Source organism: Maritimibacter alexandrii (assembly GCF_005871115.1).
GTDB lineage: Bacteria > Pseudomonadota > Alphaproteobacteria > Rhodobacterales > Rhodobacteraceae > Maritimibacter > Maritimibacter alkaliphilus.
Genome location: NZ_SWKQ01000011.1, coordinates 319,285 through 344,864 on the forward strand (window position 1 = coordinate 319,285; position 25,580 = coordinate 344,864).

Consider the following 25,580-nt stretch of genomic DNA (forward strand, 5'->3'; position numbering starts at 1 on the left):
TGGGGATGGATCGGTCGGGCGGCGCGGCCCGCGCGTGGTCCGAAACCGGGTCAATTTCATTATTGACCCAAAATTGGTTACATTGCAGAATTGACCCAATTATGGAAAACGACGCCGACATATATGCCGTGGTGATGGGCGATCTGGTGCGCAGCGAAGCCGCGCCCGCACCGGAGGCGCTTCACGCCGCCTTCAACGCGGCCGTCGAGGCCGCGAATGCGCGGGCCAAGAACGCCATCGTATCGCCTCTGACCATCACGCTCGGGGACGAATTTCAGGGGCTACTCGGGTCGCTGGCCGAAGCCGCGCGGCTGGCGCGCCACCTGCGCTTCACGCTCATGGCCAAGGGGATCGACTGTCGTTTCGTCATAGGGCAGGCGCGGATCGAGACTCCGGTGAACCGCGAAAAGGCGTGGAACATGATGGGGCCGGGGCTGGCACGGGCACGCGAAACGCTGGACGAGAAGAAACCGGGGCTGACCTATCGCTTCACGCTGTTGGAGGACGCGATGACCGAACGGTTGCTGGAGGCCATCGGCGCGGGCCTTGCCGTCATCGAACGCGACTGGACCGACCGGCAGCGCGAAGACATCGAGGCGCTGCTCGACGGGCAAACGGTCGAGGTAATCGCCGGGCGGCGTGGCGTGACGGTGCATTCGGTCTATAAGGTGCGCAGCGCGGGCGACTATGACGCCTACACGATGCAATGGGCGGCGGTCGAGGCCGCGCTGGACGCCATCGACGGGGAGGGCACGGCATGATCGACATCCTGCACGGGGCGGCCTATTCGCTTGTCGCGCTGGTCCTGTTGAGCTGGGGCGGAAACCTTGCCTGTCGCTGGCTTCTGAGACTGACGGGGCTGAAACCCGTGGCGACGGAGGCGCCCGCGACACCGGAGGGCGAGGCCGACACGGCCCGCGCAGGCCGGGTGATCGGGTCGCTCGAACGGCTCATCATGGCGGGCGGCGTGCTGATCCAGCGGTGGGAAATCCTAGCCGCCGTGATCGCGCTGAAATCCGTGTCCCGGTTCAAGGAACTGAACGACAAGACCTTCGCGGAATACTTCCTCGTCGGCTCGCTGTGCAGCCTGTTCTGGACGATCCTCGTCGCGGTGGCATGGCTCGGCTACGACGCGACGCTGGGCGTCGGTCTGCGTGCGAAGCTATTGATCTTGCTCGGAATTTCGGCGGGCTAGGCTGGGGTCACAGCCCCAGCTTCGCCGCCACGATCTCGTTCACAGCCTTGGGGTTGGCCTTGCCGCCCGTGGCTTTCATCACCTGACCAACGAACCAGCCTGCGAGTTTCGGGTTCTGCTTGGCCTTTTCGACCTGATCGGGGTTGGCCGCGATCACCTCGTCCACCGCCGTTTCGATGGCGCCGGTGTCGGTGACCTGCTTCATGCCTTCGGTTTCCACGATCTCTTCCGGGTCGCGATCCTGCGTATAGGCGATCTCGAACACGTCCTTGCCGATCTTGCCGGAAATGTCGCCCTTCTTGATGAGCGCGACGATCTGGCCAAGGCGGGCCGGGCTGATCGGGCTGTCGGCGATGTCGCGGTCGTCTTTCTTCAAGCGACCGAACAGCTCGTTGATGACCCAGTTCGCCGCGCCCTTGCCGTCACCGGCGGTCGCGACGACTTCTTCGAAGAAGCTTGCGTTGGTGGTGTCCGCCGTCAGCACGCCCGCATCGTATTCGGACAGGCCGAAGTCCTTGACGAACCGCGCCTTTTTCTCGTCCGGCAGTTCGGGAAGCGTGGCTTTGATCCCGTCGACCCAAGCCTGCTCGATCTCGAGCGGCAGAAGGTCGGGGCAGGGGAAGTAGCGGTAATCATGCGCCTCTTCCTTGGACCGCATAGAGCGGGTTTCGTTCTTGTCGGGATCGTACAGCCGCGTTTCCTGCACAACCTCGCCCCCGTCCTCGACAATGGCGATCTGGCGGCGCGCCTCATAATCGATGGCGGCCTGAATGAAGCGCATGGAGTTCATGTTCTTGATCTCGCAGCGCGTGCCGAGATGGCTGAAGTCCTGCGTTTCCATGTATTTTTCATACTGACCGGGGCGGCAGACCGACACGTTCACGTCGGCCCGCAGATTGCCGTTCTGCATGTTGCCGTCGCAGGTGCCCAAATAGCGCAGGATCTGGCGCAGCTTGGTGACATAGGCCGCCGCCTCTTCCGGGCCGCGGATGTCGGGGCGGCTGACGATCTCCATCAGCGCGACGCCGGTGCGGTTCAGGTCCACGAAGGACATCGAGGGGTCCATGTCGTGAATCGACTTGCCCGCGTCCTGTTCCAGATGGATGCGCTCGATGCGCACGCGGCGGGCGATGCCCGGCCCCATGTCCACGATGATTTCGCCCTCGCCCACGATCGGGTGGTAAAGCTGCGAAATCTGGTAGCCCTGCGGCAGGTCGGGATAGAAGTAGTTCTTGCGGTCGAAGGTGGAGAACAGGTTGATCTCGGCCTTGAGGCCCAGACCCGTGCGCACCGCCTGTTCGACGCAGAATTCGTTGATGACCGGCAGCATCCCCGGCATGGCGGCATCCACGAAGGCGACGTTGGCGTTGGGTTCCGCGCCGAATTGCGTTGAGGCGCCCGAGAACAGCTTGGCCTTGGACGACACCTGCGCGTGCACCTCCATCCCGATGACGAGTTCCCAGTCCTCGCGCGCACCGGCGATGACGGTGGGTTTCGGGGTCTCGAAGGCAAGATGGTCGAGCATTGCAGGCTCCTAAATCGGTCTATCGACGCCTTCTAGGACAGGGGCGTGGCGGAGACAAGTTCGGCTTGCCGCAGCGCCGGTAAAGGGGGGCGGCGCGCACCGAGACTCGGAGAGAATCGGGGGTCTGCGCGGTTCGCCGCGCTCGCGCAAAGGTAAACCGTCCGTGAAATCGAAGGGGTCAGTTTAGGGGGCGATTGTGGCGAAATCCCCATATCTGGGGGTCTTCCACAAGTGGAGCGGCGGGATTCTGCCCATTTCCCGTGCAGTCATGGAACCCGGATTGCTGGAACCGCCCAAATCGCGTTTCTCGCGGGAGCCGAAACAATGGACGGAAAGTTACATGGGACTGAAGACCGTACTCATGGGAGGGCTGGCCGCACTCGCACTCACGGGTTGCGCCGAAATGAACATCGAAGAAGTGTTCTCGTCGAAGAGCAACGCCGATGTCGAACTGACGATGCGCTGGGACCATTCGCCGAATGGTGCTGCGTGGACCGCGACCACCATGAATGCGTTGGATAGCCATGGCACCAACCTGACCGCGATCATTCCGGGTGACATCGACACCTGGTGCCCTGGATACCGCACCGCGAACCTAGACGGACGCAAGGCGTTCTGGACCGGGCTTCTGTCGACGCTGGCCAAGCATGAAAGCACCTGGCGCCAGTCCGCCGTCGGTGGCGGCGGTCGCTGGTTCGGTCTGGTGCAGATCGCACCGTCGACCGCGCGGCTCTACGGCTGCGAGGCCCGGTCGGGCGAGGCGCTGAAGGACGGCAACCTGAACCTGTCCTGCGCCGTGCGTATCATGAACAAGACCGTGGCCCGCGACGGTGTGGTGAGCGCCGGTATGCGCGGCGTGGCCGCCGACTGGGGCCCGTTCCACACCCGCGTCAAACGCGAAGACATGATAAACTGGACCCGCGCTCAGAACTATTGCGCGAGCTGATCCCCGAATAATCGGGCAGTGAAGTCGGGCGCTCACCTGAAACGGGTGGGCGCCCTTTTCGTTCGGATTGCTGCCTGCGGGCGTTTCGACCGTCCGCGCGGCCCCGGAAGTGATCCATATCGCGCGCCCCGCGCGTATGCCCCGCAGAAAACTCAAATATGTGGAGGACATATGCGTTTCGTTTCACTCACACTCGCCGCCGCCATGCTGGCCGCGCCCGCCGTTGCCGAAGATGTCGAATACACGGTCGATGGTGAGACCTTCACCGGTTATTTCGCCGCCGCCGAGGCGCCCAAGGGCCTCGTCCTGATCGTCCACGATTGGGACGGCATGACCGATTACGAACGGCAGCGCGCCGACATGCTGGCCGAGATGGGCTACGACGCCTTCGCGCTGGATATGTTCGGCAACGACACCCCGACCGAGACGATGGATCACCGCATCGCGGCCACGGGCGCGCTGTATCAGGACCGCGACCGGATGCGCAGCTTGATCGAGGCGGGCGTGGCGCAGGCCCGCGCGCAGTCGGATGCGCAGGGCATGGTCGTCGCCGGCTATTGCTTCGGGGGTGCCGTGACGCTTGAAATGGCGCGCAGCGACATGGCGGACATGGCGAACGGGTTCGCCACGTTCCACGGCGGTCTCGGCACGCCCGAGGGCCAGTCGTGGGATGGCGACGAGCCGCCGATCATGGTGTTCCACGGCGGCGCCGATACGTCGATCACGATGGAAGACGTCGCGGGCTTCGCGACCGAGATGGAGGCCGCGGGCAACACCTATACGATCGAGGTCCACTCGAACGCGCCGCACGCGTTCACCGTATTCGGCTCCGACCGCTATCAGGAACGCGCCGACACGGCGTCGTGGGAGGCGTTCAAAGGCTTCCTGTCCGAAAGCGTTTCGGGCTGACAAGGCACGCCTCGTCGCGTTGCGAAGTGCACGGCCGCCCCGACGGGTGGTCGTGCATTTTCATGTTCAGCCGCCGCGTAGCGCCGTGACGCGGGCGAACAGGTCGTCGACATAGGGATCGGACACGTTCAGCGCCGACAAATGCGTGTGCATGTTGTCGAGATAGGCGAAGTTGGTGCCCAGAAGACCCTCGGCGACGGCGATCATGCGGGCCTGCTCGTCCAGCGGGATACCGGGGCGGATATTCTCTGCCGCGTGGTCGGCGACGAACGACAGGGCCTCGACCGGGCCGTGATCGGTGGACATCATCGACCAGGTCGGCACGTAGCCCTCCGCGATCATCTCACGCCGGAACAGCACGAAGGTCTCGTGCTCGATCCGGTCACGTTCGATCCGAAAGACCAGCCCGTCACAGCCCGCGCCCGCATCGATGCCCAGCATCAGGCCGGGTTGTTCGGGCGAGCCGCGCCCGCCGTCATCCCACATGCAGAAGGTGCGCGCGAAGTCCGGCGCATGGGCGCGGCGCACTTCGGCAAAGATCATCGCCGGGTCCCACATCAGCGAGCCGTAGGCGAAGACCCAGATGTCGTCGTCCAGATGCCCCTCCAGCACCGCCCGACGGTTCGCTTCGCGCAGGTCATCAGGCGTACGCCAGTTGGGGTCGCCGCCCGTGGCCAGAACGTGCCTGTGGATCTCGTCCACGTCGAGGTCGCGAAAGAACGATTCCTCCGCCGGACGGATCTGGTCGCGCAGACCGGGGTGGTGACGGAACGGGTCGGTCATGGGCCGGGAAGCTCCCCGAACCCGGCAGTGCTGCCGTCGGGATTGACCAGCGTCAGGCGGCCCGGATCGCCCCAGAGCGCGGCGGCATGGCAGAACAGCGAATGCCCCCCGACGATGCGCGTCGCGCGCCCGAGGATCGTCAGATCGACCAGCAACCGGGTCAGCCGGGCCGTGCGCACGTCGTCGTTTTCGCTTTCGCTCAGAAACTCGCGATGCGCTCGGTCGGGCAGGTCGTCGGGCGACAGGGCCGTGCCGCCGGTCAGGTCGGCCAGCCTTTGCGCGGTCTCGAAATTGTCGCTCAGACAGACCGTCTGGCCGATCCCGGCGGCGCTGGCCCGGTCGCGGGCGAGGGCGGCCACCGTTTCGAGGTAGGCGGCGAAGGCCGCGTCGGTGCCTTCGGTCCGCCCGTGCAGATGTTCGCCATTGCCGTGGCGCAGGTGCACGGCGACATAGGCGTCATGCGGCACGGCGGCTTTGGCGAGTTCGACGATGCGCGGATGCGGGGCGAAGATCGGCGCGATGCGGGGCAGGGACCGGGTCGGTTCCCGCTCCGGCACGACCGAATCCACATAAAGAAGGGCATAGGGGGCGAGCGCCCTTGGCGTCATCGCGTCATCGTCCCATCGGTCGATGAAATCCGCTGTCTTGAGGTCCGGAAACTCGCGCCCGGGGCGCTGGATCGCGTCCTTGCGCCCGACGATGGCGGCGGAGGCCGGCGGATGCGCGTCTCCGGCCAGGGCCGCGTGGATCGGCGCATGGCCGAGCGAAACGTCGAAATCGTCGGACCAGGCCGGGACGAGGTAATTCGAGAAAAAGTCGGCCCCGTCGTCGCCCTTGTCGAACACGGTCCCTTTCGCCGTCACGACAAAGCGCGCGCCGTTCTGCCGGGCGAGCGCGCCGTAGACCGCCGACGAAAACAGCAGATGCCCGATCCCGACCGCCGAGACGGGCCGGTAGATGACCACCTTGTCCGGTTTGTCCGGCTGTGCGGTCCGGCCGAACAGGGACCGGAGCATCCGCATCGCGTCAGGCCCCCCGGATCCGGCTTATCATCTCGGTCGTGTCCCGGCTGAGGCCGGGCGTGGCGAGAATACGGTCGAGCTGATCCGCGATCAGGCTCTGGCGGTCGCCATCGTACCGCTTCCACGTCTCGAACGCGCCGGACATGCGGGCGGTGATCTGCGGATTGATCGGGTCGAGCTTGATGAGCCAGTCGGCAAGCAGGCGGTAGCCCGACCCGTCCTTCTGGTGAAAGCCCGCCGGATGACCCGCGAAGGCACCGAAGACCGAGCGGAAGCGGTTCGGGTTCTTCATGGTGAAGGCCGGGTCTTGCGTCAGTCTGGTCACGGTCTCGGCCGCCTTGTCGGGGTCGGCATGGGCCACCTGAAGCATGAACCACTTGTCCATGACGAGCGCGTCGTCCTGCCACTTGTCGCGGAACGTGGCCAGCGCCGCGTCGGCCTTGCCCGCATTCAGGAGGCAGGCCAGTGCGCCCAGCGAAAGGGTCATGTTGTCCGCCCGGTCGAACAGCGCCTGTGCCGCCTTGCCGCCGTCGAGACGGGTGAGCATTTGCAGGATGCCATGCCCCAGCGCCCGCTTGCCCGCCTGTTCATGGGTCGGTGCGAAAGGTTCGGTCACCGTCATTTCCGACATGAGCCGGGGCAGCATATCCTGAAAGTATTCGGCGCGCGATTGCTTGAGCGTTTCGGTCGCGTCGTGGATCACGTCCGGGTCCGGGGTGACGCCGGAATCGAACAACGTCTGCGCCATGTCGTCCGCGCTCGGAATGGCGAGGGCGAGGGCGCGGAAGTCGGGGTCGGTGTGATCCTCGCGCAGGACCGAGGCGAGGGCGTCGAAATAGATCGCCTGCGGTGCGTCCTTGCCGGTGATGAGGGCCGTGAGTACTTCCTTGGCGAGCGAACGTCCCGCTTCCCACCGGTTGAACTCGTCCGTGTCGTTGGCGAGCAGGAAGGCGCGTTCCTGCGCGCTCGTCTCGCGCTCGAGGATCACGGGGGCCGAGAAGCCGCGCAGGATCGAGGGCACGGGTTTGGCGGCGAGACCGTCGAAGGTGAAGGTCTGGGTGCCTTGGGTCATCTCAAGCACCTGCGTCCCGACCACTTCGTCCCCGTTCGGGCCTATGAGACCGACCGCGATGGGGATGACGAAGGGTTCCTTCACCTCCTGACCGGGTGTGGGCGGGGTCGTTTGCGTGAAGGTCAGTTGATAGGTGCCGTTGTTCCAATCCTCGCTGACCCGCAGACGCGGCGTGCCCGCCTGCTTGTACCAGCGTTTGAACTGGCCGAGATCGCGCCCGGTCGCATCCTGAAACACCGTGAGCCAGTCGTCGATGGTGCAGGCCTGCCCGTCGTGGCGGTCGAAATAGAGGTCGAGCGCCTTTTTGTAGCCCTCGTCGCCCACGAGCGTCTTGAGCATCCGAATGACCTCGGCCCCCTTTTCGTAGATCGTCGAGGTGTAGAAGTTGTTGATTTCGACGAAGCTGTCGGGCTGGACCTGATGGGCGAGCGGTCCGTTGTCCTCACGGAACTGCCGCCCGCGCAGAGACAGCACGTCGGAGATCCGGCAGACGGACGGGGACCGCATGTCGGCCGAGAACGATTGATCCCGGAACACCGTCAGCCCTTCTTTCAGCGAGAGCTGGAACCAGTCGCGGCAGGTGATGCGGTTGCCGGTCCAGTTGTGGAAATACTCATGCGCGATGATCGCCTCGATCCGCTCGAAATTCGCGTCCGTGGAGGTTTCGGGCGAACACAGCACGGCGGAGGTGTTGAAGATGTTCAGCCCCTTGTTCTCCATCGCGCCCATGTTGAAGTCTGACACCGCGACGATCTGGAAAATGTCGAGGTCGTATTCGCGGCCATAGACATCCTCGTCCCACTTCATCGACTTCTTGAGCGCCTCCATCCCGAAGGCCGTCTTGCCCTCATCCCCCGGACGGACCCAGAGCTTCAGGTCGACGTGCTTGCCCGACATGGTGGTGAAGCTGTCCTCACGCGCGACCAGATCGCCCGCGACCAGTGCGAAGAGATAGGCCGGCTTGGGCCACGGATCGGTCCATTCCGTCCAGCCGTCGCCGGACCCGGTCGGGTTGCCGTTCGACAGCATCACCGGTTCGTCGCCTTCGATGCGCACCTTGAACGGGGCCATGACGTCGGGACGGTCGGGATACCACGTGATCTTGCGGAACCCCTCGGCCTCGCACTGGGTGCAATACATGCCGTTGGACATGTAAAGCCCCTCGAGCGCGGTGTTGGCGGCGGGGGCGATTTCGACCTCGGCCTCCCACGTAAAAGGCGCGTCCGGCACGTCGACCTCGATGCCGCCCTCGACCTCGCGCAGCGTGACCGGGGTTCCGTCGATGCTTGAACTTATGTGCGTAAGCTCCTCGCCATGCAGGAAAAACCGCTTCGACACCGCGTCCGGGTTGGGGCGGAACGCGATGCGGGAGATCACGCGCGTGGCGTTCGGGGACAGCCGGAACGTCAGGTCGACCTGATCCACCAGATAGGTCGGCGGGGTGTAGTCGGTCAGGTAGATCGTCTGCGGGCTCGCGTCTTTCATGGCTCACCTTTTCGGGAGGATTTGAACAGTTTGCGTCGGGGCGACGTTAGTCCTCCAAGAGGCGGGTCACAACCACGTGCCGCCATGAGCCCATTGTCCCGGAGGACAAGACCATGCCGATGCAAAGTGTCAGACCGGAAAGTGATGCACCGCATAGCCCGGCGGACCGCCTCAAACCCATGCTCTACGCAAGTGCGCTCGTGATCGGTGGAGCGGTCGCGACCTATGCCTGGCTCGAAGCCAGCGACACCGATCTGATCGTGTTGCCGGAGGAAAGCCTGAATGCTGGGACGCGGTCCCTTACGCCCTAGGCCGCTTGCACGATCAGAGCGTTAACCAGTGCGCGGACTGGTCCGCCGGACAAGGGCCGTGACGGACGCTGGCCGCCTTACCAGAAATAATGGAGAACTTCAGATGTCTGCACCCGATACCAGCCTCGAACGCGAAGAACGCCGCCACGCGCCGGCCCTTGTCGGCATCGCGCTCGCGGTTCTGATCGGTCTCATCATGGGGGCCGCGATCACCTATGCGACCATCGACCGCGCCGATGCGCCCGCGGCGGCAAGCGAGGAGACGACCGACGCGACGGGCACGCCCGTGGAATAACGGGCGCAGCACGCGAGCGACCCGTCGCCCCGGCCCGAGGCTTCCCCTTGGCCGGGGCGACGCCTTTTTTTCAAGCCTTTTCCGACCGCTTGTTGCCTATAGGAAACTTTTTTCCTATTGGTGGCAAAGGGCTATGGCCCAACCCCGAACTCAATTCGTCAGGAGGCGCCATGGAACGGCGGGTGCAGCAATTCGGTCTGAAAATCGCACCGGAAATCGCGTTGTTCGTCGAGGCGCGGGCCTTGCCGGGCACCGGGGTCAAGGTCGACGACTTCTGGCGCGGATTCGCCAAGATCGTCGAGGATCTGACGCCGAAGAACCGGGCGTTTCTGGACAAGCGGGAACAGCTTCAGGGCAAAATCGACGCTTGGCACGTGGCCCACAGAGGTGAAGCCTTCGATCCGCAGGCCTACCGCGCCTTTCTGGAAGAGATCGGCTATCTGCTGCCCGAAGGCGATGATTTCCGGGTCGAAACCGCCAATGTGGACCCCGAGATCGCGACGATCGCCGGGCCGCAGCTCGTGGTGCCGATCACCAATGCGCGCTATGCCCTGAACGCGGCCAATGCGCGCTGGGGGTCGCTTTACGACGCGCTTTACGGCACCGACGCGCTGGGCGACCTGCCCACGGGCAAAGGCTATGACCCCGAACGTGGTGCACGGGTGATCGCATGGGTCAAGGCGCATCTGGACGATGTGGCACCGCTCGCGGGCGGATCGTGGGCCGATGTCACGTCGCTCGAAGTGAAGAACCGGATGCTTCTCGTGAACGGGGCCATGGGCGAGACCGGCCTGGCCGATCCGGCCCAGTTCGTCGGATTTTCGAGCGAGTTGTGCGACCTTCAGGTGATCCTGCGCGTGAACGGGATGCATCTGGAAATCCTCGTCGATCCCACGTCGGACGTGGGCAGGCAGGACCCGGCTGGGATTTCCGACATCTGGCTGGAAAGCGCCATGTCCGCGATCATGGATTGCGAGGACTCGGTCGCCTGCGTCGATGCCGAGGACAAGGCGCTGGCCTATGACAACTGGCTGGGCCTGATGAAAGGCACGCTGAAGGAGGAGGTGACCAAGGGCGGCGAAACCTTCACCCGCGCGCTCAACCCCGACAGCAGCTACACCACGCCCGATGGGGGAACGCTGACGCTGAAGGGGCGGGCGCTGATGCTCGTGCGCAACGTCGGCCATCTGATGACGAACCCGGCCATTCTGGATGCGAACGGGGACGAGATTTTCGAGGGCATCATGGACGCCATGATGACGACCCTCGCCTCGATGCACGATCTGGAGCGTAAGGCGAATTCGTCCCACGGATCGTTCTACGTGGTGAAGCCCAAGATGCACGGGCCGGAAGAGGTGGCTTTCGCGGACGAACTGTTCACCCGCGTCGAAGAGGTGCTCGGCCTGCCGCGATACACCGTGAAGCTGGGCATCATGGACGAGGAACGGCGCACGAGCGTGAACCTCAGGGCCTGTATCCGCGCCGCGAAACACCGCGTGGCCTTCATCAACACCGGCTTTCTCGACCGGACCGGGGACGAAATCCACACCGCGATGGAAGCGGGCCCGATGATCCGCAAGGGCGAGATGAAGAACACCGACTGGATCCGGGCCTATGAGGAACGCAACGTCGATATCGGGCTGGCCTGCGGGTTGAAGGGCAAGGCGCAGATCGGCAAGGGCATGTGGGCCATGCCGGACCGGATGGCGGACATGCTGGAGGCCAAGATCGGCCATCCGAAAGCGGGCGCCAACTGCGCCTGGGTGCCGTCGCCCACCGCCGCGACCCTGCACGCCACGCATTACCACAAAGTAAATGTGGCCGCCGTGCAGGACGAGATCGCGGCGGGCGGTGCGCGCGGCACGCTGGACGAGCTGCTGACCATTCCGGTGGCGGACGGACAGAACTGGTCGGACGAGGACATTCGCAAAGAGATCGAGAACAACGCGCAGGGCATTCTGGGCTACGTGGTGCGCTGGATCGATCAGGGTGTCGGCTGCTCCAAGGTGCCCGATATCCACGACGTCGGCCTGATGGAGGACCGTGCGACCTGCCGGATCTCGTCGCAGGCGTTGGCGAACTGGCTGCATCACGGCGTGGTCAGTCAGGGCGAAGTGATGGCGGCGATGCGCAAGATGGCCGGTGTCGTGGATCGTCAGAACGCGGGCGATCCGCTTTATCGCCCGATGGCGCCGGATTTCGACGGGATCGCGTTTCAGGCGGCCTGCGACCTCGTCTTCAAGGGGCGCATCCAGCCCTCCGGCTATACCGAGCCGGTGCTGCACCGCAGACGGCGGGAGTTGAAGGCGTCGCTGACCGGCTGAGGCGATCTGGCGGAGTGCGAGGCGCAGGCGCCTCGCACGCTTTGCAAGCCGCGCCTTTGGGCGCGGCGGTCGGGGGCGCTGCCCCCAAGGTCATGTTTGCCGGGCAAACATGACCACCCCCGAGGTATTTGGAGACCAGAGAAGGACCCGGTCAGCCCGCGTAGTCGGCGTCGCTGACATGTTCGAGCCAGGTCACGGCACTCCCTCCGACGGTTTCCTGCACCGCGATATGGCTCATCCCCGTGTCGGGGCCGGCGCCGTGCCAGTGCTTTTCCCCCGGCTCGAAGCGGACGACATCGCCGGGGCGGATGATTTCCACGGGACCGCCCGCGCGCTGTGCGCGCCCGACACCTTGCGTGACGACGATGGTCTGGCCCGCCGGGTGGGTGTGCCACGCGGTGCGCGCGCCCGGTTCGAAGGTGACGAGCGTGCCGCCGGCGCGGCCCGGGTCTTCGGCGGTGAAGAGCGGGTCCATGCGCACGCGGCCGGTAAACCAGTCGGCGGGACCGATGCGGGACGGGGTTTCGCCTGCGCGGGTGATTTTCATGGGGGCCTCCGTTGCGTTCGCGAGGAGCGTGCCGCGCCGCGCGCCGGCAGGCAACCGCCGTCCTACGTGTTTTTGCGGAGTTGCGGATCGCGCCGCCGCGCAGGACTGTGTCGCCACAGCAGGAGGAGAGACGCCATGACCCAGATCCCGACAATCACCGAGGCGCGCCGCGTGGCGAGCGACCGTTTGGAGACCCGCGTGCTCTTCGCCGGGCCCGAGGATGGCGTGCCGGTGATCTTCGTGCACGGGAACCTGTCGGCGGCGACGTGGTGGGAAGAGACCATGCTGCGTCTGCCCGAGGGTTACCGCGCCATCGCCCCGGACCTGCGGGCCTATGGCGAGGCGGACCCGGCGGCCAAGGTGGATGCGACGCGGGGGATGCGCGATTTCGCGGACGATCTCGCGGCGCTGATGGATGCGCTCGGGGTGACGGGCGCGCATATGGTGGGCCATAGCCTGGGCGGTGCGGTGCTCTGGCAGATGCTGGCCGATCATCCGGGGCGCGTGCTGTCGCTCACCCAGGTCTGCCCCGGCGCACCGCAGGGCTTCGGTGGCTGCAAGCTGGACGGCACACCCTGTTTCCCCGACAACGCAGGCTCGGGCGGCGGGGCGGTGAACCCGGACCTGATCGCGCTGATGAAGGCGCAGGACCGGGGCGACGAGACGCCGAACCACATGCGCAACGTGCTCAACGCCTTCGTGTGGAAGCCGCCTTTCGTGCCGGAGCGGATCGAGGACATCCTCACCTCGGCACTGGCGCAGCATGTGGGCGAGGCCGACTATCCGGGCGACATGGTGACGTCGGACAATTGGCCGGGCGTCGCGCCGGGCAAGCTGGGGCCGATCAACGCGCTGGCCCCGATCCATCAGGCCGATCCGTTGGGCTTCACCACGTCGGGGGCGACGGTGCCGATCCTGTGGCTGCGGGGCGCGGACGATCAGGTGGTCGCGGACGGGTCGCTCTTCGATCTCGGCACGCTGGGCAGCGTCGGCGCGGTGCCGGGCTGGCCGGGGGCCGATGTGTTCCCGCCGCAGCCGATGATCGCGCAGACCGAGGCGGCGCTCGCGGCCTATGAGGCGGGCGGCGGTCGGGTGGAGCGTGTCGTGCTCGCGGATTGCGGGCATTCGCCCTATCTCGAACAGCCCGCGGCCTTCGATGCGGCGTTCCACGACTTCCTCGCCAGCATGTGACGCGGGCGGCGTGCACAGCCGCTCTGCGGCGGCGCGGCGATCCGCCTCTTTTCCTGCTGGGTCCAAAAGGCTAGGTTTGCATCAAACGCGAACAGGACCAACATGACCCGGCCCAAGATCGGCATCATCGGCAACCAAGGCCTTTTGAACGAGAGCTTCCCCATTCACCTTGGGGGGATCATGAATTCGACGGCGGTGGCCGAGGTTTCGGGGGGCATACCGCTCCTCATTCCGGCCGATCCGGCGCTGGTCAGCGTCGAGGAATTGCTGGAGACCTTCGACGGCTTCCTGCTGACCGGCGGGCGTCCGAACGTGCACCCCGAGGAATACGGCGAGGAAGAGACCGCCGCGCATGGCGCGTTCGACCGCAATCGCGATGCGATCACCCTGCCGCTCGTGCGGGCCTGCGTCGAGGCGGGGCAGCCGTTTCTGGGTGTCTGTCGCGGGTTTCAGGAGGTCAACGTGGCCATGGGTGGCTCGCTCTACCCGGAGATCCGCGATCTTCCGGGCCGGATGAACCACCGGATGCCCCCGGACGGCACGCTGGAAGAGAAGTTCGCGATCCGCCATGCCGTCACCTTCACCGAGGGCGGTGTGTTTCATCAGTTGATGGGTGCGGCGAAGGTCATGACGAACACGCTGCACGGGCAGGGCATCAAGACGCCCGGCGCGCGGGTGGTGATCGACGGCCATGCCGACGACGGCACGCCGGAAGCGATCTACATCAAGGATGCGCCCGGCTTCACGCTCGCCGTGCAATGGCACCCGGAATACAACGCGGCCAACGATCCGGTCTCGCGCCCGCTGTTCGAGGCGTTCGGCTTGGCCGCGCGCGCCTGGGCGGATGGCAAGCGGCCGCAGCCGGTGCTGAAAGCGGTCTGACGCGGGACCAGGGCTTTTCGTTTCGTGATCTTGATCCGGCATTCGCACGCGCTGCGGCGCGCGGGCAACCGATTTTGACGGCGGGCGTGTTGCCTAGGCCGCCAGAAGCCGCGCCTCGAAGCGTTTGAGAACGCGGCGCGCGGTCTTGCCGTAAACCGCCGGATCGGCGCGCAGGTCGGGGAAGAGGGTCAGAAGCTCCTCGCGCGCCTCGGCGGCGAGGGCGTCCAGACCCAGCGCGCCGGGGTGGAAGCTTTCGGACGGGGCGCCGTTGCCCCAGAGCACCTCGTGCCTGTCCAGCATGATGTGGAAATAGGTGACCGTGGGCACCTCGACCTGCCGGATCAGGCGCTGGTCGACAAGGTGTTTGGCGGGAACCATAACCTCCGGCGTGTCGAAATAGAGGTTCGCGCGGCTGCCGGAATAGACCATGCGATGCTGGGGGGAGACCATCAGGGGCGCGACGTTGCCGAAGGCGCCGCGTTCAAAGCGGATCGGGGCGAAGGTGCCGGTGCCGGGCACCGTGCGGCGCCCGATCCAGCGGATCGGCTGCGGGCCGCGATCGCGGGTCAGGACCAGATCGCCGGGTCTGAGATGTTCGACCGAGCAGGGGCCGGAGGGCGTGTCGATGGCGGTGCCGCCGGTGAAGCAGATGATGAGGTTCTCGATGTTCGAGAATGTCACCGTGGTGCCGTCGGACAGCGTGGCCGAGCCGCTTTCCGCGTCGGTGTAGCTGATCGTGCCCCAGTCGATCAGCCCGGCGAAGTTGAGCGTGTCGCCGCCGGTTTCGCCGTCTTCGCTGCCGATGATGTCAATGACCGCGCCCGGCCCGCCGAATGCGTTGGCGGCGTCCAGCCAGATCATGTCGTCGCCCGCGCCACCGGTGACCGTATCGCCCGCACCGGCCCAGATCGTGTCGTCGCCCGCGCCGCCGAAAAGGATGTCCGACCCTTCGTCGCCCCAGATCACGTCGTCACCCGCTTCGCCGTGGATCGTGTCGTCGCCGAGCCCCCCGAAGATGTTGTCGGCGGCGCCGGAGGCGGGGATGGTGTCGAAGCTCACGTCGGTGATGTTGATGCCGTGCGTGCCGGTCAGGGCGTTGACGTAGATGACCTCGAACCACGCCACCGGCCCGTCGATCTCGACCAGCACCGAGCCTTGGGCGTCCTGCGAATTGTCGAGCGTGCCGCCCGCGGTGACGGTATTGCCGGAAACGCTGTCGTTGCCCGCCGCCGTCAGGGTCACGGCGACCGGATCGCCATTTTCGTCATAGGCGTTCACGGTCAGCACGTCGATGTGGTTGCCCGCGTAGCTGTCGATGTCGTTCAGGCGGAAGGCGACGTTCTGCACCTCGTCCGACATGCCGGAGCCGGGGACGGCGGCGAAGTCGATGGTGACGGTTCCCGTGGGTCCGTCGCCATTGCCGTAGACATAGGCCGATGAATTGGGGGCGAAGGGCTCGCCCCCGGCCACGTAGTTGGTCTCGGCGGTCGCGACTTCGAACACGGCGTTGTTGCCATCGGCCGAGAACGAGACGTTCACATCCATGGTGCCGGTGGTCTGGGTGAAGCCGCCCGCGATGCTGGCGCCATCCGCGCCCTGCGCGGACCAGTTCAGGTCTTCCGTGACGCCGACGGGGCCGTTGTCGCCATAGATCGTGTCGTCGCCATCTTCGCCGAGGATGTTATCGGTCCCGTCACCGCCGTAGATCGTGTCGTCGCCGTCGCCCGCGAAGATGTTGTCGTCGCCGTCGAAGCCGTAGATCAGGTCTTCGTTGCCCGCGGGCCCGGTGCCGTCGCCGTCGTCGATCAGGTCGCCGTCCGGGTCGCCGAAATAGGCGGCGTCGATCGTATCGGCACCCGACGTGCCCTCGACCACACCGTCGCCAAAGACGGGCTGGCCATTCACGAAGAAGAAGTCGGTGGTGCCGTTCGGGTCGTTGGTGCCGAAGTCGTAGGTTTCGTAGTTCGACATCGTGGTGGCATTGCCGGAGCCTGGGAGGATGAAGTCGTTCGCCCCTCCATCCGTGATGCCCGCCTGGGCGACCTGGCTGTAGCCGGTCGTCCACTGGATGTCTTCGTAGATGAATTCGACCGTGAAATTGCCGCCGCCGATGTCGGTCAGCACGATCTGGAACGAGTTCGCGCCGGACCCGTTGTAGGGCGCGACCCCGTCCCACGTGATCGTCACGGTGCCTGCGGCGGCGTCGAGATCCCAGTAAATCTCGCCGCCCGAATTGATGTTCACGTCGCCCCAGAAGGGCGCGATCATGCGTGACGAGGTGCCCGCGAGGTTCGAGGTCTGATAGGCGGTGTTGGCGGCCCCGAAGGTGATGTTGCCGTTGGAGTTAACGTAAAGCCCGGAATAGGTGGTTCCGAAAAAGTCGATGCCGTCGCCGAAGACGGACGAGGTATCGACATAGACCGACCCGTCGTCGTTGTTGCCCGTGGTCTTGGAGGTGGAGGAAAAGAGGTTCTCGCCGTAGCCCGCTGGCCCGCCGAGGCCTGAATTCATCGTGGCCATGATCGCGCCTCACACCCGGGGCGGGGCGAGGCGAAGGGGCGGATGTAGGGGAGGCCGGCAAAACCCGCCAGCAAATACCTGCAACGATCAATGGCTGACCAATACGCCATCACACCTGAACCACTCTGCCTCGATGCCGCCGGTTATGATCCGGTCGTGCTGAAGTGATTTGTAACGAACTGGTTCATTCATTTCGATGATTGACGTAGCGTCAATATTTTCGGGCAGGTAAGGAATTCCGCCATGAGGCGGAATTCCGTGCTTTTATGCAACAGGGCGCAGTCTCATTTGCGCACCTTAGGCGTAGAAGTCGACCTCGTGTCGGAAGGGCATTTTGCGCAGGCGCGTGCCGTTCAGGTCGAAAATCGCATTCGCGAGGGCGGGGGCCGCGGGGGGCGTGCCGGGTTCGCCGACGCCACCGACCGCACCGCCCAAGGCAAGGGCCTTGACCTCGAATTCCGGCGTCGCGTTCATGCGGAGCGCGTCGTGATCCCAGAAGTTGCCTTCGACGACCATGCCGTCTTCGAACGTGATCTCGTCATGGATCGCGGCGGACAGGCCATAGATCGCGCCCGAGATAAGCTGGGCCTCGACGTTGCCGGGGTCGATGATCTTGCCCAGATCGGCGGCGATCCAGACCTTGTCGATCTTGACCGCGCCATCCACGTCGGACACCTCGACGATCTCGGCCACGGGCGTCCCGAAGGAATAGGTGACGGCGATGCCGCGCCCTTTGCCCGCAGGTGTCTTCCCCGTCCAGTTCGCCATGTCGGCCACGGTCTTGACGACCTCGACCGTCTCGGCGTCCACGCCCTCCATATGCGCAAGGCGGAACGCCACCGGATCGACGCCCGCCTTGTGGGCCAGTTCGTCGATGAAGCTTTCCATGAAGAACGCGTTCTGCGAATTGCCGACCGAGCGCCAGAAGCCGACGCGCGGGGACCGCTCGGGCACGTAGCCCCGGATCAGCACGTTGTCGAAGCCATAGGGCTGTTCGGCCACGCCTTCGGTCACCATCGGGTCGGCCATCGGGCGGTCGATCCCCATGAACGCCTTCATCGTCGCGCGCATGACGGACCCGGCGGCGAGGTCGGCCTTGAACATCTCGACCTTGTCGCCGTTCAGGCGTGCCCGCATCCGGCCGATCGCGCCGGGGCGGTAGAAGTCGTGCCGCATGTCCTCTTCGCGCGACCACGTGACGTTGACCGGGGTGCCGGGCATCTCTTTCGCGACCTTCGCGGCGTAGATGGCGAAGTCGTTGAAGCCGCGGCGGCCGAAGCTGCCGCCCATGATCGTGGTGTGGACCGTGACCTGATCCTGTTTCAGCCCCACGGCCTTGGCCGTCTGCTGCTGGGTGATGATCGGGCCCTGAATGCCCGCCCAGAGTTCCAGCGCGTCGCCGGTGAACAGCGCGGTGGCGTTCATCGGCTCCATCGGCGCGTGGGACAGGAAGGGCGCGCGATACTCGGCCACCACATCGTCGTCGGACTCGGTGATTTCGCCGTGATCGTGCGGGGTCGAGTTCACCTCGCCGTCGAAGGCGGCTTCGAGGTCTGCGAAAACCTCGTCCGTGGTCGCGCCATAGGGCGCTTCGCCCCATTCAAACGTGATCGCTTCGGCGGCCTGCATGGCGAGCCAAGTGTTGTTGGCAACCACCGCGACGCCGTCGCCAAGGTCGATGATCTTCTCGATCCCCGGCATCCCTTCGGCCACGCTCGCGTCGAACGAGATCATTTCGCCTTCGATCCGGGGCGTCATCTTGACGGTCGCGAACTTCATCCCCTCGGCCCGCGTGTCGATGGCGAAGGGCGCGGTGCCCGTCGCTTTGGCAGGCTGATCCAGGCGTGGGAGCGCCTTGCCCACCAGCTTGAAATCCTTGGGGTCTTTCAGCGGCGGGTTGTCCGGCGGCGTGATGGCGGCGGCGGCTTCGGCAAGCTCCGCGTAAGGAAGGGTGGTGCCGTCGGTCGCCACGATGGCCCCGTTTTCGGCCCGCAGCTGGTCGCGGCCCACGCCCAGTTTCTCGGCGGCGGCGGAAATCAGCATTTCGCGTGCGGCGGCCCCTGCGATCCGGTTCTTTTCCCACGCGTCCACGGCACTCATCGAGCCGCCGGTGATCTGCATCCCCATCATGCGGGGCATCGCCTCCATCACCGTGTTCACCAACTTGCCCGGCGGTTCGCTGTCATAGCTGCGCGGCAGAATGAACTTGGAGTTGGCATAGGCCTTGGCGGGGGGGCCATGTTCGACGCGCACCATGCTCATCGGCACTTCCAGTTCCTCGGCCACCAGCGCGGCGAGCGAGGTCTGGACGCCTTGCCCCATCTCGGCGCGCGGCACGATGACCGTCACGCCGTCCTTGTCGATGATGACGTAGGAGTTGAGCGACGCGCCCTCGGACGGGTCGAGCGGGTTTTCGGGATCGCGCGTGATCGCATAGGCGCCGACGGCAACGCCGCCGGTCACGGCGACGGCACCAACGAGGAAGACGCGGCGGGTGATTTTTCCGAGACGGGACATATCAGGCCTCCTGCATCGCTTTGGCCGCGTCGTGGATCGCGGCGCGGATTTTCGGATAGGTGCCGCAGCGGCAGAGGTTGCCCTGCATGGCGTCGTCGATGTCCTGATCGGTCGGGTTCGGAATGTCGGCGAGCAGGGCGGCGGCCTGCATGATCTGGCCGGACTGGCAATACCCGCACTGCGCGACGTTGTTGTCGACCCAGGCCTGCTGAATGGCGGCCAGATTGTCCGGCGTGCCGACGCCCTCGATCGTGGTCACCTCGCCCTCGACCGCTTCGAGCGGCAGTTGGCAGGACCGCTGGGCGATGCCGTCGACCTGAACCGTGCAGGCCCCGCAGGCCGCGACACCGCAGCCGAACTTGGTCCCGGTCAGGCCCAGTTCGTCGCGCAGGACCCACAGAAGCGGCACCTCGCCCGGCAGGTCGACGTCGTGCGACGTTCCGTTGACGGTGATCTTGTAACTCATGGCTGGTCTCTCCCGTGACTGGCTGTTCGCGCGCCATTGCTTCTGACAAAATGCACGAAAAATGTCAGCGCGTCAATTGACAGATTTTGTCCAAAGTGTCAGAAGGCTCTCATGCAGGTTGATACGGGACGAATTGGGCAGTCGGATGACAAACAGCAGGTGATCCTCACCGCTGCGATGGCGGCGTTCGCCCAATACGGCTTTCGCCGGGTGTCGATGGACGAGATCGCCAAGCGGGCGGGCATGTCGCGCGCGGCGCTCTATCTGCATTTCCGCAACAAGGAAGACATCTTCGCCACGGGTGTGGAGCTTTACTTCGAACAGGTCGCGGGCGCGATGGCGCAGGTTCTGCACGGCGCGGGCGACCCGGTCGATGCGCTCAGGGGCGCATTCGCGGCCAAGGTCGCGCCGCCTTACGACATGCTTATGGATTCACCGCATGGCGAGGAACTTATCGACCTCAAGACCACCGCCGCCGCCGGTGTGGTGGCCGAGGGCGACGCCAAGCTGATCGCGGTGATTTCGGATTGGCTCGCACGGGCGCAGGCGGCAGGCAATGTGACGCTCGAGGATTATGGAACGGCGGAGGATGCCGCCCGCACGATCCTGAACGCGCTTCACGGGGTCGTCATGGCCGCGCGCAGCTATGCCGTGCTGCGCGCCGACCTCGACCGCCTCGCGCGGCTCATCGGACGGTCGCTGCGGCCCTGACCGCTACATCTGACCGCCGGCGATCTCGATGGTCTGGCCGTTCACGCTTTCCGATCCCGCGCCGACCAGCCACATCGCGGCCGCCGCGACCTCTTCGGGCTGGATCAGGCGCTTGTGGCGGTTGAGATCGCGCATCATGGCCAGCGCCGCCTCGCGGTCGCCGCCGATCTTTTCCGAGATCGCATCCACGTTGCGGGTGACGATGGCTGTATCGACATAGGCCGGGCAGATCGCGTTGAACGTAAGCCCCGATCCCATGAAATCTTCCGAGAACGACCGGATCAGGCCGATGACCCCGTGTTTCGAGGCGGAATAGGCGCCCGCGCCCTTCAGCCCCTTGAGCCCCGCGATGGACGAGATCGCGACGACACGGCCCCAATCCTCGCGCTCCATGTCCGGCACCACCTCGCGCAGCGTGTAGAACACCCCGTCGAGGTTCACCGCCATCACCTTGCGCCACATCTCGGTCGAGGTCTTGGTAAGCTTGCGCCCCTCGGCGATCCCCGCGTTCGCGACGCAGATGGTGATCGGCCCACGCGCCTCGCGCGCCTTGGCGACCGCCGTTTTGACGTCGGCCTCGTCCGACACGTCCATCACGCCCGGATGCAGGTTCGGATGCGCCTTGGCCGCGTCCTCCAGAACCTCGATCCGGCGTCCGGTGATGGTCACGTCGGCCCCGGCGCCCGCCAGCGATGTCGCGATGGCCAGACCGATGCCCGTGCCGCCGCCTGTCACAAGCGCATGTTTTCCCGTCAGTTCGTTCATGGTTCCTCCCGCGTTTGTGGTCACGCTACGCCTGTGACGCTGCGGCGCAATCGCTACGTTACGGAAATGCTGCACCTGCGAGGGGTTGCGTCGGCAAGATTGTTCCTCAATAAACGGTGGCTGATGAAATTATGTTGCGCGAGAGATTCTGCTGCTCAAGTGGCTCGACATACCGCCCTTCTGGCTGATCGTGGCGATCGCCGCGTCGTTCGGACTGGACCGGCTGGTTCCCGGCGGCACGTTCGGGCCGGGCTGGGTGCGCTATCTGGGCGATGCCCTTGTCGTGGTCGGCCTGGGGCTGATGGCCTTGGCGCTCGTGGAGTTTCTGCGCGGGCGAACGAGCTTCATTCCGCGCCGCGTGCCTTCGGCCTTTCTTCGATCCGGCATCTACCGCGTGACGCGCAACCCGATCTACCTCGGCGACGCGCTGGTGCTTGCAGGGGTGATCCTGCATCTCGACGTGCCGCTCGCGCTGATCCTCGTCCCGATCTTCGCCGCCTTCATCTCGCACAGGTTCATCCGGGGCGAGGAGCGGGGCCTGATCGAAGCCTTTGGCGACGAGGCGCGGGACTGGATGGACCGCGTGGGCCGATGGTTGTGACGCAGGGGCAAGCACGCTAGGAGAACATAAAGTCGCAAACCCTACGGTTTCGGTCGCAATCCGGAATCGTAGCGTATAGGAAATTTTCTTGAGACTGCGGGGGAAACACCCGCGGCGTGAGTGGGAGAAGGAAAGTACCGTGAAGATAGGGGTTCCAAAGGAAACCATCGCGGGGGAAAACCGCGTTGCCATGACGCCGGAATCGGCGGGCATGTTGCAGAAGCTGGGGTATGACTGCCTCATCGAAACCAAGGCCGGCGAAAAAGCCGGGTTCAACGATGCGGATTACGAAGCCGCGGGCGTGAAGGTGGTCAAGACCGCCGCGAGCCTGTGGAAAGAGGCCGACATCATCGCCAAGGTGCGCATTCCGACCGATACGGAACTCAAGCGCCTAACCAAGGACAAGACGCTCATCACCTTCTTCAACCCCGGCGGGAACGAAGAGGGGCTGGAACTGGCCAAGTCCAAGGGCGCGACCGTCATCGCGATGGAAATGGTGCCGCGCATCAGCCGCGCGCAGAAGATGGACGCGCTGTCGTCCATGGCCAACATCGCGGGCTACCGTGCCGTGATCGAGGCGGGCAACAACTTCGGCCGGTTCTTCACCGGTCAGGTGACGGCGGCGGGCAAGGTGCCCCCGGCGAAAGTGCTCGTCATCGGTGCCGGTGTGGCCGGACTTGCCGCGATCGGCACCTCGACCTCGCTGGGTGCGCAGACCTTCGCCTTCGACGTGCGGCCCGAAGTGGCCGAGCAGGTCGAGTCGATGGGTGCCGAGTTCGTTTATCTCGACTTCGAGGAAGAGCAGGCCGACGGCGCCGCGACCGGTGGCTACGCCGCCGTATCGTCGCCGGAGTTCCGCGAGGCCCAGCTTGCCAAGTTCCGTGAACTGGCCCCCGACATGGACATCGTCATCACGACGGCGCTCATCCCGAACCGGGAAGCGCCGAAGCTGTGGCTGAAGGACATGATCGACTCGATGAAGCCGGGTTCGGTCATCGTCGACCTCGCCGCCGAAAAGGGCGGGAACGCCGAAGGCACGGTGATGGACGAGAAGGTGGTGACACCCAACGGCGTGACGATCATCGGCTACACCGATTTCCCGAGCCGCATGGCGACCCAGTCGTCCACGCTCTACGCCAACAACATCCGGCACATGATGACCGATCTGACGCCCGACAAGGACGGCAAGATCAACGTCAACATGGAGGACGACGTCATCCGCGGGTCCACCGTGACCCATGCGGGCGAGATCACCTTCCCGCCGCCGCCGCCAAAAGTGCAGGCCATCGCGGCCCAGAAAAAGGCGCCGCCGCCCAAGGAACTGACGGCGGAAGAGAAGCGGGCGCAGGAAATCGCGGCCTTCAAGCAGCAGACCAAGACGCAGGCGACCCTTCTGGTCGTGGGCGGTGGCCTGATCCTGCTTGCCGGTCTCTTCGCGCCCGCCAGCTTCATGCAGCACTTCATCGTGTTCGTGCTGTCGGTCTTCGTCGGCTTCCAGGTCATCTGGAACGTCAGCCACTCGCTGCACACGCCGCTGATGGCCGTCACCAACGCCATTTCGTCGATCATCATCCTCGGCGCGCTCATGCAGATCGGATCGGGGAGCTTCCTCGTGATCCTGCTGGCGGCCGTGTCGGTCTTCATGGCCGGGATCAACATCTTCGGCGGCTTCCTCGTCACCCGGCGCATGCTCGCCATGTTCCAGAAATCGTAAGGGGGAGACGGACTTATGGAATTCGGATTCACCACCGCGGCCTATGTGGTCGCAGCCGTCCTCTTCATCCTGTCGCTGGGCGGGCTTTCGGGCCAGGAAAGCGCCAAACGGGCTGTCTGGTACGGCATCGTCGGCATGGCGCTGGCGGTTTTCGCAACGCTGATCGGGCCGGGCACCGGCCTGTGGCTTCTGTCGGTCGTGCTCGTCGCGGCGGGCGGGATCATCGGCTTCTACGTCGCCAAGCGCGTCCAGATGACCGAGATGCCGCAACTCGTGGCCGCCATGCACTCGCTCGTCGGTCTTGCTGCCGTGTTCGTGGGCTACAACGCGCATCTCGAAATGGGCCGCGTGGCCGAGATCATGGCGTCGGCCCCCACCTCGCTCAACGCGCAAGGCATGTCCGTCTGGCTGCATGAGCAGGGGCTGGGCACGTTCGGGGAACTGATCGCCAAGAAAAGCCAGGCCGAGCTGAACATCCTGAAGGTCGAACTGTTCCTTGGGATCTTCATCGGTGCCGTGACCTTTACCGGCTCGGTCATCGCCTATGGCAAGCTTGCAGGCAAAGTGACCTCGGCGGCGAAAAAGCTGCCCGGTGGCCACGTTCTTAACGCGGGCGCCGCGATCATCTCGCTCATCGCGCTGATCTGGTACGTGGGCTCGGGCGCGTTCCTGCCGCTCGCGATCATGACCGTCATGGCGCTTTTCATCGGCTACCACCTCATCATGGGGATCGGCGGCGCGGACATGCCCGTCGTGGTCTCGATGCTCAACTCGTATTCGGGCTGGGCGGCGGCGGCCATCGGCTTCTCGCTGGGCAACGACCTCCTGATCGTGGTCGGCGCACTCGTGGGTTCGTCCGGTGCGATCCTGTCCTACATCATGTGTAAGGCGATGAACCGGTCCTTCGTCTCGGTCATTCTGGGCGGTTTCGGCGGCCCGGCGGGCGAGCAGATGGAGATCGAGGGCGAGCAGAAGCCGATCGACGCAGAAGGTGTCGCGCAGGCGCTCAAGGATGCCGACAGCATCGTGATCGTGCCGGGCTACGGCATGGCCGTGGCGCAGGCGCAGAACGCGGTCAGCGACCTGACCAAGAAGCTGCGCGGGCAGGGGAAAGAGGTGCGTTTCGCCATCCACCCCGTCGCCGGGCGTCTTCCGGGCCACATGAACGTGCTGCTGGCCGAGGCCAAGGTGCCTTACGACATCGTGCTCGAGATGGAAGAGATCAACGACGACTTCCCCTCGACCGACGTGGTCATCGTCATCGGGTCGAACGACATCGTGAACCCGGCGGCGCAGGAAGATCCGAACTCGCCCATCGCCGGGATGCCGGTGCTGGAGGTCTGGAAGGCCAAAGACGTGTTCGTTTCCAAGCGCGGGCAGGGCACCGGCTATTCGGGCATCGAGAACCCGCTGTTCTACAAGGACAACACGCGGATGTTCTACGGCGACGCCAAGGATTCGGTCACCAGCCTGTTGTCGCTGCTCGACTGACCCGACCACACATCATCGAAAAGGCCCCGCGATCTGCGGGGCCTTTTTCATTGCGGGGCCGGGCGGTTCAGTCCAGTTCGCTGGCGCCGTCCGCCTCGTCCTCCTGCCCGAATGTTTCGAGTGAGAAATCGTTGTCGGCGATTTCGACCATCGTGTCGTCAACCGCGTCGGCGAGTCCGGTGACGCTGTGATCGAAGGCGAAGATCACGCCGGTCGCAAGGCCGAATACGGCGGCGGTGAGAACAAGCCAGTCAACGGTGACAGCACCTGCATCGCTGCCGAGAAAAATTTTCAAACGCATCGGTTTT

General features: G+C 65.1%; 23 protein-coding genes. 13 read left to right on the top strand and 10 right to left on the bottom strand.

The window, feature by feature from the left end:
* Window positions 1–101: 101 nt before the first annotated feature.
* Window positions 102–761 (top strand): SatD family protein, encoded by a 660-nt coding sequence (locus tag FCT00_RS09610; RefSeq protein WP_138422821.1) that lies wholly within the window; start codon window positions 102–104, stop codon window positions 759–761.
* Window positions 758–1,195 carry a hypothetical protein gene (locus tag FCT00_RS09615; protein ID WP_138422822.1) on the top strand — a complete coding sequence of 146 codons (438 nt, stop codon included), beginning with the start codon at window positions 758–760 and terminating at the stop codon, window positions 1,193–1,195. The genes FCT00_RS09610 and FCT00_RS09615 overlap by 4 nt, the downstream gene beginning before the upstream one ends.
* Window positions 1,196–1,202: 7 nt before the next feature.
* Here the strand turns inward: FCT00_RS09615 and gatB are convergent, their stop codons facing one another.
* Complete coding sequence (gene gatB, locus FCT00_RS09620) at window positions 1,203–2,720, bottom strand: Asp-tRNA(Asn)/Glu-tRNA(Gln) amidotransferase subunit GatB (RefSeq protein WP_138422823.1); 1,518 nt, start codon at window positions 2,718–2,720, stop codon at window positions 1,203–1,205.
* Window positions 2,721–3,060: 340 nt separating this feature from the next.
* On the opposite strand from gatB, the gene FCT00_RS09625 reads away from it, so the two are divergent.
* Both FCT00_RS09625 and FCT00_RS09630 read left to right on the top strand, forming a co-directional pair.
* A complete protein-coding gene (locus FCT00_RS09625) occupies window positions 3,061–3,666 on the top strand; it encodes a transglycosylase SLT domain-containing protein (protein ID WP_138422824.1) in 606 nt (201 codons plus the stop codon).
* Window positions 3,667–3,837: 171 nt separating this feature from the next.
* On the top strand, window positions 3,838–4,575 hold the full coding sequence (locus FCT00_RS09630; protein ID WP_138422825.1) for a dienelactone hydrolase family protein: 738 nt from the start codon (window positions 3,838–3,840) through the stop codon (window positions 4,573–4,575).
* 66 nt (window positions 4,576–4,641) lie between these two features.
* On the opposite strand, the gene FCT00_RS09635 is transcribed toward FCT00_RS09630, so the two are convergent.
* Genes FCT00_RS09635 through pepN form a run of 3 tightly spaced genes read right to left on the bottom strand, consistent with a single transcriptional unit; the run spans window position 4,642 to window position 8,937 of the window.
* Window positions 4,642–5,358, bottom strand: a complete 717-nt coding sequence (locus FCT00_RS09635; RefSeq protein ID WP_138422826.1) for a gamma-glutamylcyclotransferase — start codon at window positions 5,356–5,358, stop codon at window positions 4,642–4,644.
* Window positions 5,355–6,374: a hypothetical protein gene (locus tag FCT00_RS09640; protein ID WP_138422827.1), complete on the bottom strand. Its 1,020-nt coding sequence runs from the start codon at window positions 6,372–6,374 to the stop codon at window positions 5,355–5,357. Before FCT00_RS09640 ends, FCT00_RS09635 begins: the two co-directional genes overlap by 4 nt.
* Window positions 6,375–6,384: 10 nt before the next feature.
* Window positions 6,385–8,937 (bottom strand): aminopeptidase N, encoded by a 2,553-nt coding sequence (gene pepN / locus FCT00_RS09645; protein ID WP_138422828.1) that lies wholly within the window; start codon window positions 8,935–8,937, stop codon window positions 6,385–6,387.
* A gap of 113 nt (window positions 8,938–9,050) precedes the next feature.
* On the opposite strand from pepN, the gene FCT00_RS21600 reads away from it, so the two are divergent.
* The 3 genes from FCT00_RS21600 (at window position 9,051) to FCT00_RS09660 (ending at window position 11,867) form a co-directional block, all read left to right on the top strand.
* Window positions 9,051–9,248 carry a hypothetical protein gene (locus FCT00_RS21600; protein ID WP_008327836.1) on the top strand — a complete coding sequence of 66 codons (198 nt, stop codon included), beginning with the start codon at window positions 9,051–9,053 and terminating at the stop codon, window positions 9,246–9,248.
* A 103-nt stretch (window positions 9,249–9,351) separates the two neighbouring features.
* Entirely contained in the window at window positions 9,352–9,543 is a 192-nt protein-coding gene (locus FCT00_RS09655) for a hypothetical protein (protein WP_138422829.1), read from the top strand.
* Window positions 9,544–9,713: 170 nt separating this feature from the next.
* Entirely contained in the window at window positions 9,714–11,867 is a 2,154-nt protein-coding gene (locus FCT00_RS09660) for a malate synthase G (RefSeq protein ID WP_138422830.1), read from the top strand.
* A gap of 151 nt (window positions 11,868–12,018) precedes the next feature.
* Here FCT00_RS09660 and FCT00_RS09665 read toward each other — a convergent pair whose 3' ends face one another.
* Window positions 12,019–12,414, bottom strand: coding sequence for a (R)-mandelonitrile lyase (locus FCT00_RS09665; RefSeq protein WP_138422831.1), 396 nt, complete (start codon window positions 12,412–12,414; stop codon window positions 12,019–12,021).
* Between the two features lie 135 nt (window positions 12,415–12,549).
* On the opposite strand from FCT00_RS09665, the gene FCT00_RS09670 reads away from it, so the two are divergent.
* Both FCT00_RS09670 and FCT00_RS09675 read left to right on the top strand, forming a co-directional pair.
* On the top strand, window positions 12,550–13,605 hold the full coding sequence (locus FCT00_RS09670) for an alpha/beta hydrolase (protein ID WP_138422832.1): 1,056 nt from the start codon (window positions 12,550–12,552) through the stop codon (window positions 13,603–13,605).
* 102 nt (window positions 13,606–13,707) lie between these two features.
* Window positions 13,708–14,487 carry a gamma-glutamyl-gamma-aminobutyrate hydrolase family protein gene (locus FCT00_RS09675; RefSeq protein ID WP_138422833.1) on the top strand — a complete coding sequence of 260 codons (780 nt, stop codon included), beginning with the start codon at window positions 13,708–13,710 and terminating at the stop codon, window positions 14,485–14,487.
* A gap of 93 nt (window positions 14,488–14,580) precedes the next feature.
* Here the strand turns inward: FCT00_RS09675 and FCT00_RS09680 are convergent, their stop codons facing one another.
* The 3 genes from FCT00_RS09680 to FCT00_RS09690 form a co-directional block, all read right to left on the bottom strand.
* A complete protein-coding gene (locus FCT00_RS09680; protein ID WP_138422834.1) occupies window positions 14,581–17,007 on the bottom strand; it encodes a Hint domain-containing protein in 2,427 nt (808 codons plus the stop codon).
* Between the two features lie 297 nt (window positions 17,008–17,304).
* Window positions 17,305–19,524, bottom strand: coding sequence for a xanthine dehydrogenase family protein molybdopterin-binding subunit (locus FCT00_RS09685; RefSeq protein ID WP_138422835.1), 2,220 nt, complete (start codon window positions 19,522–19,524; stop codon window positions 17,305–17,307).
* A gap of 1 nt (window position 19,525) precedes the next feature.
* Window positions 19,526–19,990 carry a (2Fe-2S)-binding protein gene (locus FCT00_RS09690; protein ID WP_008327846.1) on the bottom strand — a complete coding sequence of 155 codons (465 nt, stop codon included), beginning with the start codon at window positions 19,988–19,990 and terminating at the stop codon, window positions 19,526–19,528.
* 111 nt (window positions 19,991–20,101) lie between these two features.
* Between FCT00_RS09690 and FCT00_RS09695 the strand changes: the two genes are divergently transcribed.
* Entirely contained in the window at window positions 20,102–20,701 is a 600-nt protein-coding gene (locus FCT00_RS09695; protein ID WP_138422836.1) for a TetR/AcrR family transcriptional regulator, read from the top strand.
* A 3-nt stretch (window positions 20,702–20,704) separates the two neighbouring features.
* Here the strand turns inward: FCT00_RS09695 and FCT00_RS09700 are convergent, their stop codons facing one another.
* The gene (locus tag FCT00_RS09700; protein ID WP_138422837.1) at window positions 20,705–21,466 is read right to left on the bottom strand and encodes an SDR family NAD(P)-dependent oxidoreductase; all 762 of its coding nucleotides are present in this window, start codon (window positions 21,464–21,466) and stop codon (window positions 20,705–20,707) included.
* A gap of 190 nt (window positions 21,467–21,656) precedes the next feature.
* On the opposite strand from FCT00_RS09700, the gene FCT00_RS09705 reads away from it, so the two are divergent.
* The 3 genes from FCT00_RS09705 (at window position 21,657) to FCT00_RS09715 (ending at window position 25,272) form a co-directional block, all read left to right on the top strand.
* Window positions 21,657–22,067 (top strand): methyltransferase family protein, encoded by a 411-nt coding sequence (locus tag FCT00_RS09705; protein ID WP_138422838.1) that lies wholly within the window; start codon window positions 21,657–21,659, stop codon window positions 22,065–22,067.
* A gap of 139 nt (window positions 22,068–22,206) precedes the next feature.
* Window positions 22,207–23,781 (top strand): Re/Si-specific NAD(P)(+) transhydrogenase subunit alpha, encoded by a 1,575-nt coding sequence (locus FCT00_RS09710; protein WP_040884259.1) that lies wholly within the window; start codon window positions 22,207–22,209, stop codon window positions 23,779–23,781.
* Between the two features lie 15 nt (window positions 23,782–23,796).
* Entirely contained in the window at window positions 23,797–25,272 is a 1,476-nt protein-coding gene (locus FCT00_RS09715; protein WP_008327856.1) for an NAD(P)(+) transhydrogenase (Re/Si-specific) subunit beta, read from the top strand.
* 67 nt (window positions 25,273–25,339) lie between these two features.
* On the opposite strand, the gene FCT00_RS09720 is transcribed toward FCT00_RS09715, so the two are convergent.
* The gene (locus tag FCT00_RS09720) at window positions 25,340–25,573 is read right to left on the bottom strand and encodes a hypothetical protein (protein WP_138422839.1); all 234 of its coding nucleotides are present in this window, start codon (window positions 25,571–25,573) and stop codon (window positions 25,340–25,342) included.
* Window positions 25,574–25,580: the final 7 nt, after the last annotated feature.

Excerpts from the sequence above, each read along its gene's own strand:
- FCT00_RS09610 (WP_138422821.1), top strand. The coding sequence starts at position 102 with ATGGAAAACGACGCCGACATATATGCCGTGGTGATGGGCGATCTGGTG.
- gatB (WP_138422823.1), bottom strand. The coding sequence starts at position 2,720 with ATGCTCGACCATCTTGCCTTCGAGACCCCGAAACCCACCGTCATCGCC.
- FCT00_RS21600 (WP_008327836.1), top strand. The coding sequence starts at position 9,051 with ATGCCGATGCAAAGTGTCAGACCGGAAAGTGATGCACCGCATAGCCCG.
- FCT00_RS09615 (WP_138422822.1), top strand. The coding sequence starts at position 758 with ATGATCGACATCCTGCACGGGGCGGCCTATTCGCTTGTCGCGCTGGTC.
- FCT00_RS09700 (WP_138422837.1), bottom strand. The coding sequence starts at position 21,466 with ATGAACGAACTGACGGGAAAACATGCGCTTGTGACAGGCGGCGGCACG.
- pepN (WP_138422828.1), bottom strand. The coding sequence starts at position 8,937 with ATGAAAGACGCGAGCCCGCAGACGATCTACCTGACCGACTACACCCCG.
- FCT00_RS09660 (WP_138422830.1), top strand. The coding sequence starts at position 9,714 with ATGGAACGGCGGGTGCAGCAATTCGGTCTGAAAATCGCACCGGAAATC.
- FCT00_RS09670 (WP_138422832.1), top strand. The coding sequence starts at position 12,550 with ATGACCCAGATCCCGACAATCACCGAGGCGCGCCGCGTGGCGAGCGAC.
- FCT00_RS09665 (WP_138422831.1), bottom strand. The coding sequence starts at position 12,414 with ATGAAAATCACCCGCGCAGGCGAAACCCCGTCCCGCATCGGTCCCGCC.
- FCT00_RS09655 (WP_138422829.1), top strand. The coding sequence starts at position 9,352 with ATGTCTGCACCCGATACCAGCCTCGAACGCGAAGAACGCCGCCACGCG.
- FCT00_RS09675 (WP_138422833.1), top strand. The coding sequence starts at position 13,708 with ATGACCCGGCCCAAGATCGGCATCATCGGCAACCAAGGCCTTTTGAAC.
- FCT00_RS09680 (WP_138422834.1), bottom strand. The coding sequence starts at position 17,007 with ATGGCCACGATGAATTCAGGCCTCGGCGGGCCAGCGGGCTACGGCGAG.
- FCT00_RS09635 (WP_138422826.1), bottom strand. The coding sequence starts at position 5,358 with ATGACCGACCCGTTCCGTCACCACCCCGGTCTGCGCGACCAGATCCGT.
- FCT00_RS09720 (WP_138422839.1), bottom strand. The coding sequence starts at position 25,573 with ATGCGTTTGAAAATTTTTCTCGGCAGCGATGCAGGTGCTGTCACCGTT.
- FCT00_RS09715 (WP_008327856.1), top strand. The coding sequence starts at position 23,797 with ATGGAATTCGGATTCACCACCGCGGCCTATGTGGTCGCAGCCGTCCTC.
- FCT00_RS09690 (WP_008327846.1), bottom strand. The coding sequence starts at position 19,990 with ATGAGTTACAAGATCACCGTCAACGGAACGTCGCACGACGTCGACCTG.
- FCT00_RS09630 (WP_138422825.1), top strand. The coding sequence starts at position 3,838 with ATGCGTTTCGTTTCACTCACACTCGCCGCCGCCATGCTGGCCGCGCCC.
- FCT00_RS09640 (WP_138422827.1), bottom strand. The coding sequence starts at position 6,374 with ATGCTCCGGTCCCTGTTCGGCCGGACCGCACAGCCGGACAAACCGGAC.
- FCT00_RS09625 (WP_138422824.1), top strand. The coding sequence starts at position 3,061 with ATGGGACTGAAGACCGTACTCATGGGAGGGCTGGCCGCACTCGCACTC.
- FCT00_RS09695 (WP_138422836.1), top strand. The coding sequence starts at position 20,102 with ATGCAGGTTGATACGGGACGAATTGGGCAGTCGGATGACAAACAGCAG.
- FCT00_RS09685 (WP_138422835.1), bottom strand. The coding sequence starts at position 19,524 with ATGTCCCGTCTCGGAAAAATCACCCGCCGCGTCTTCCTCGTTGGTGCC.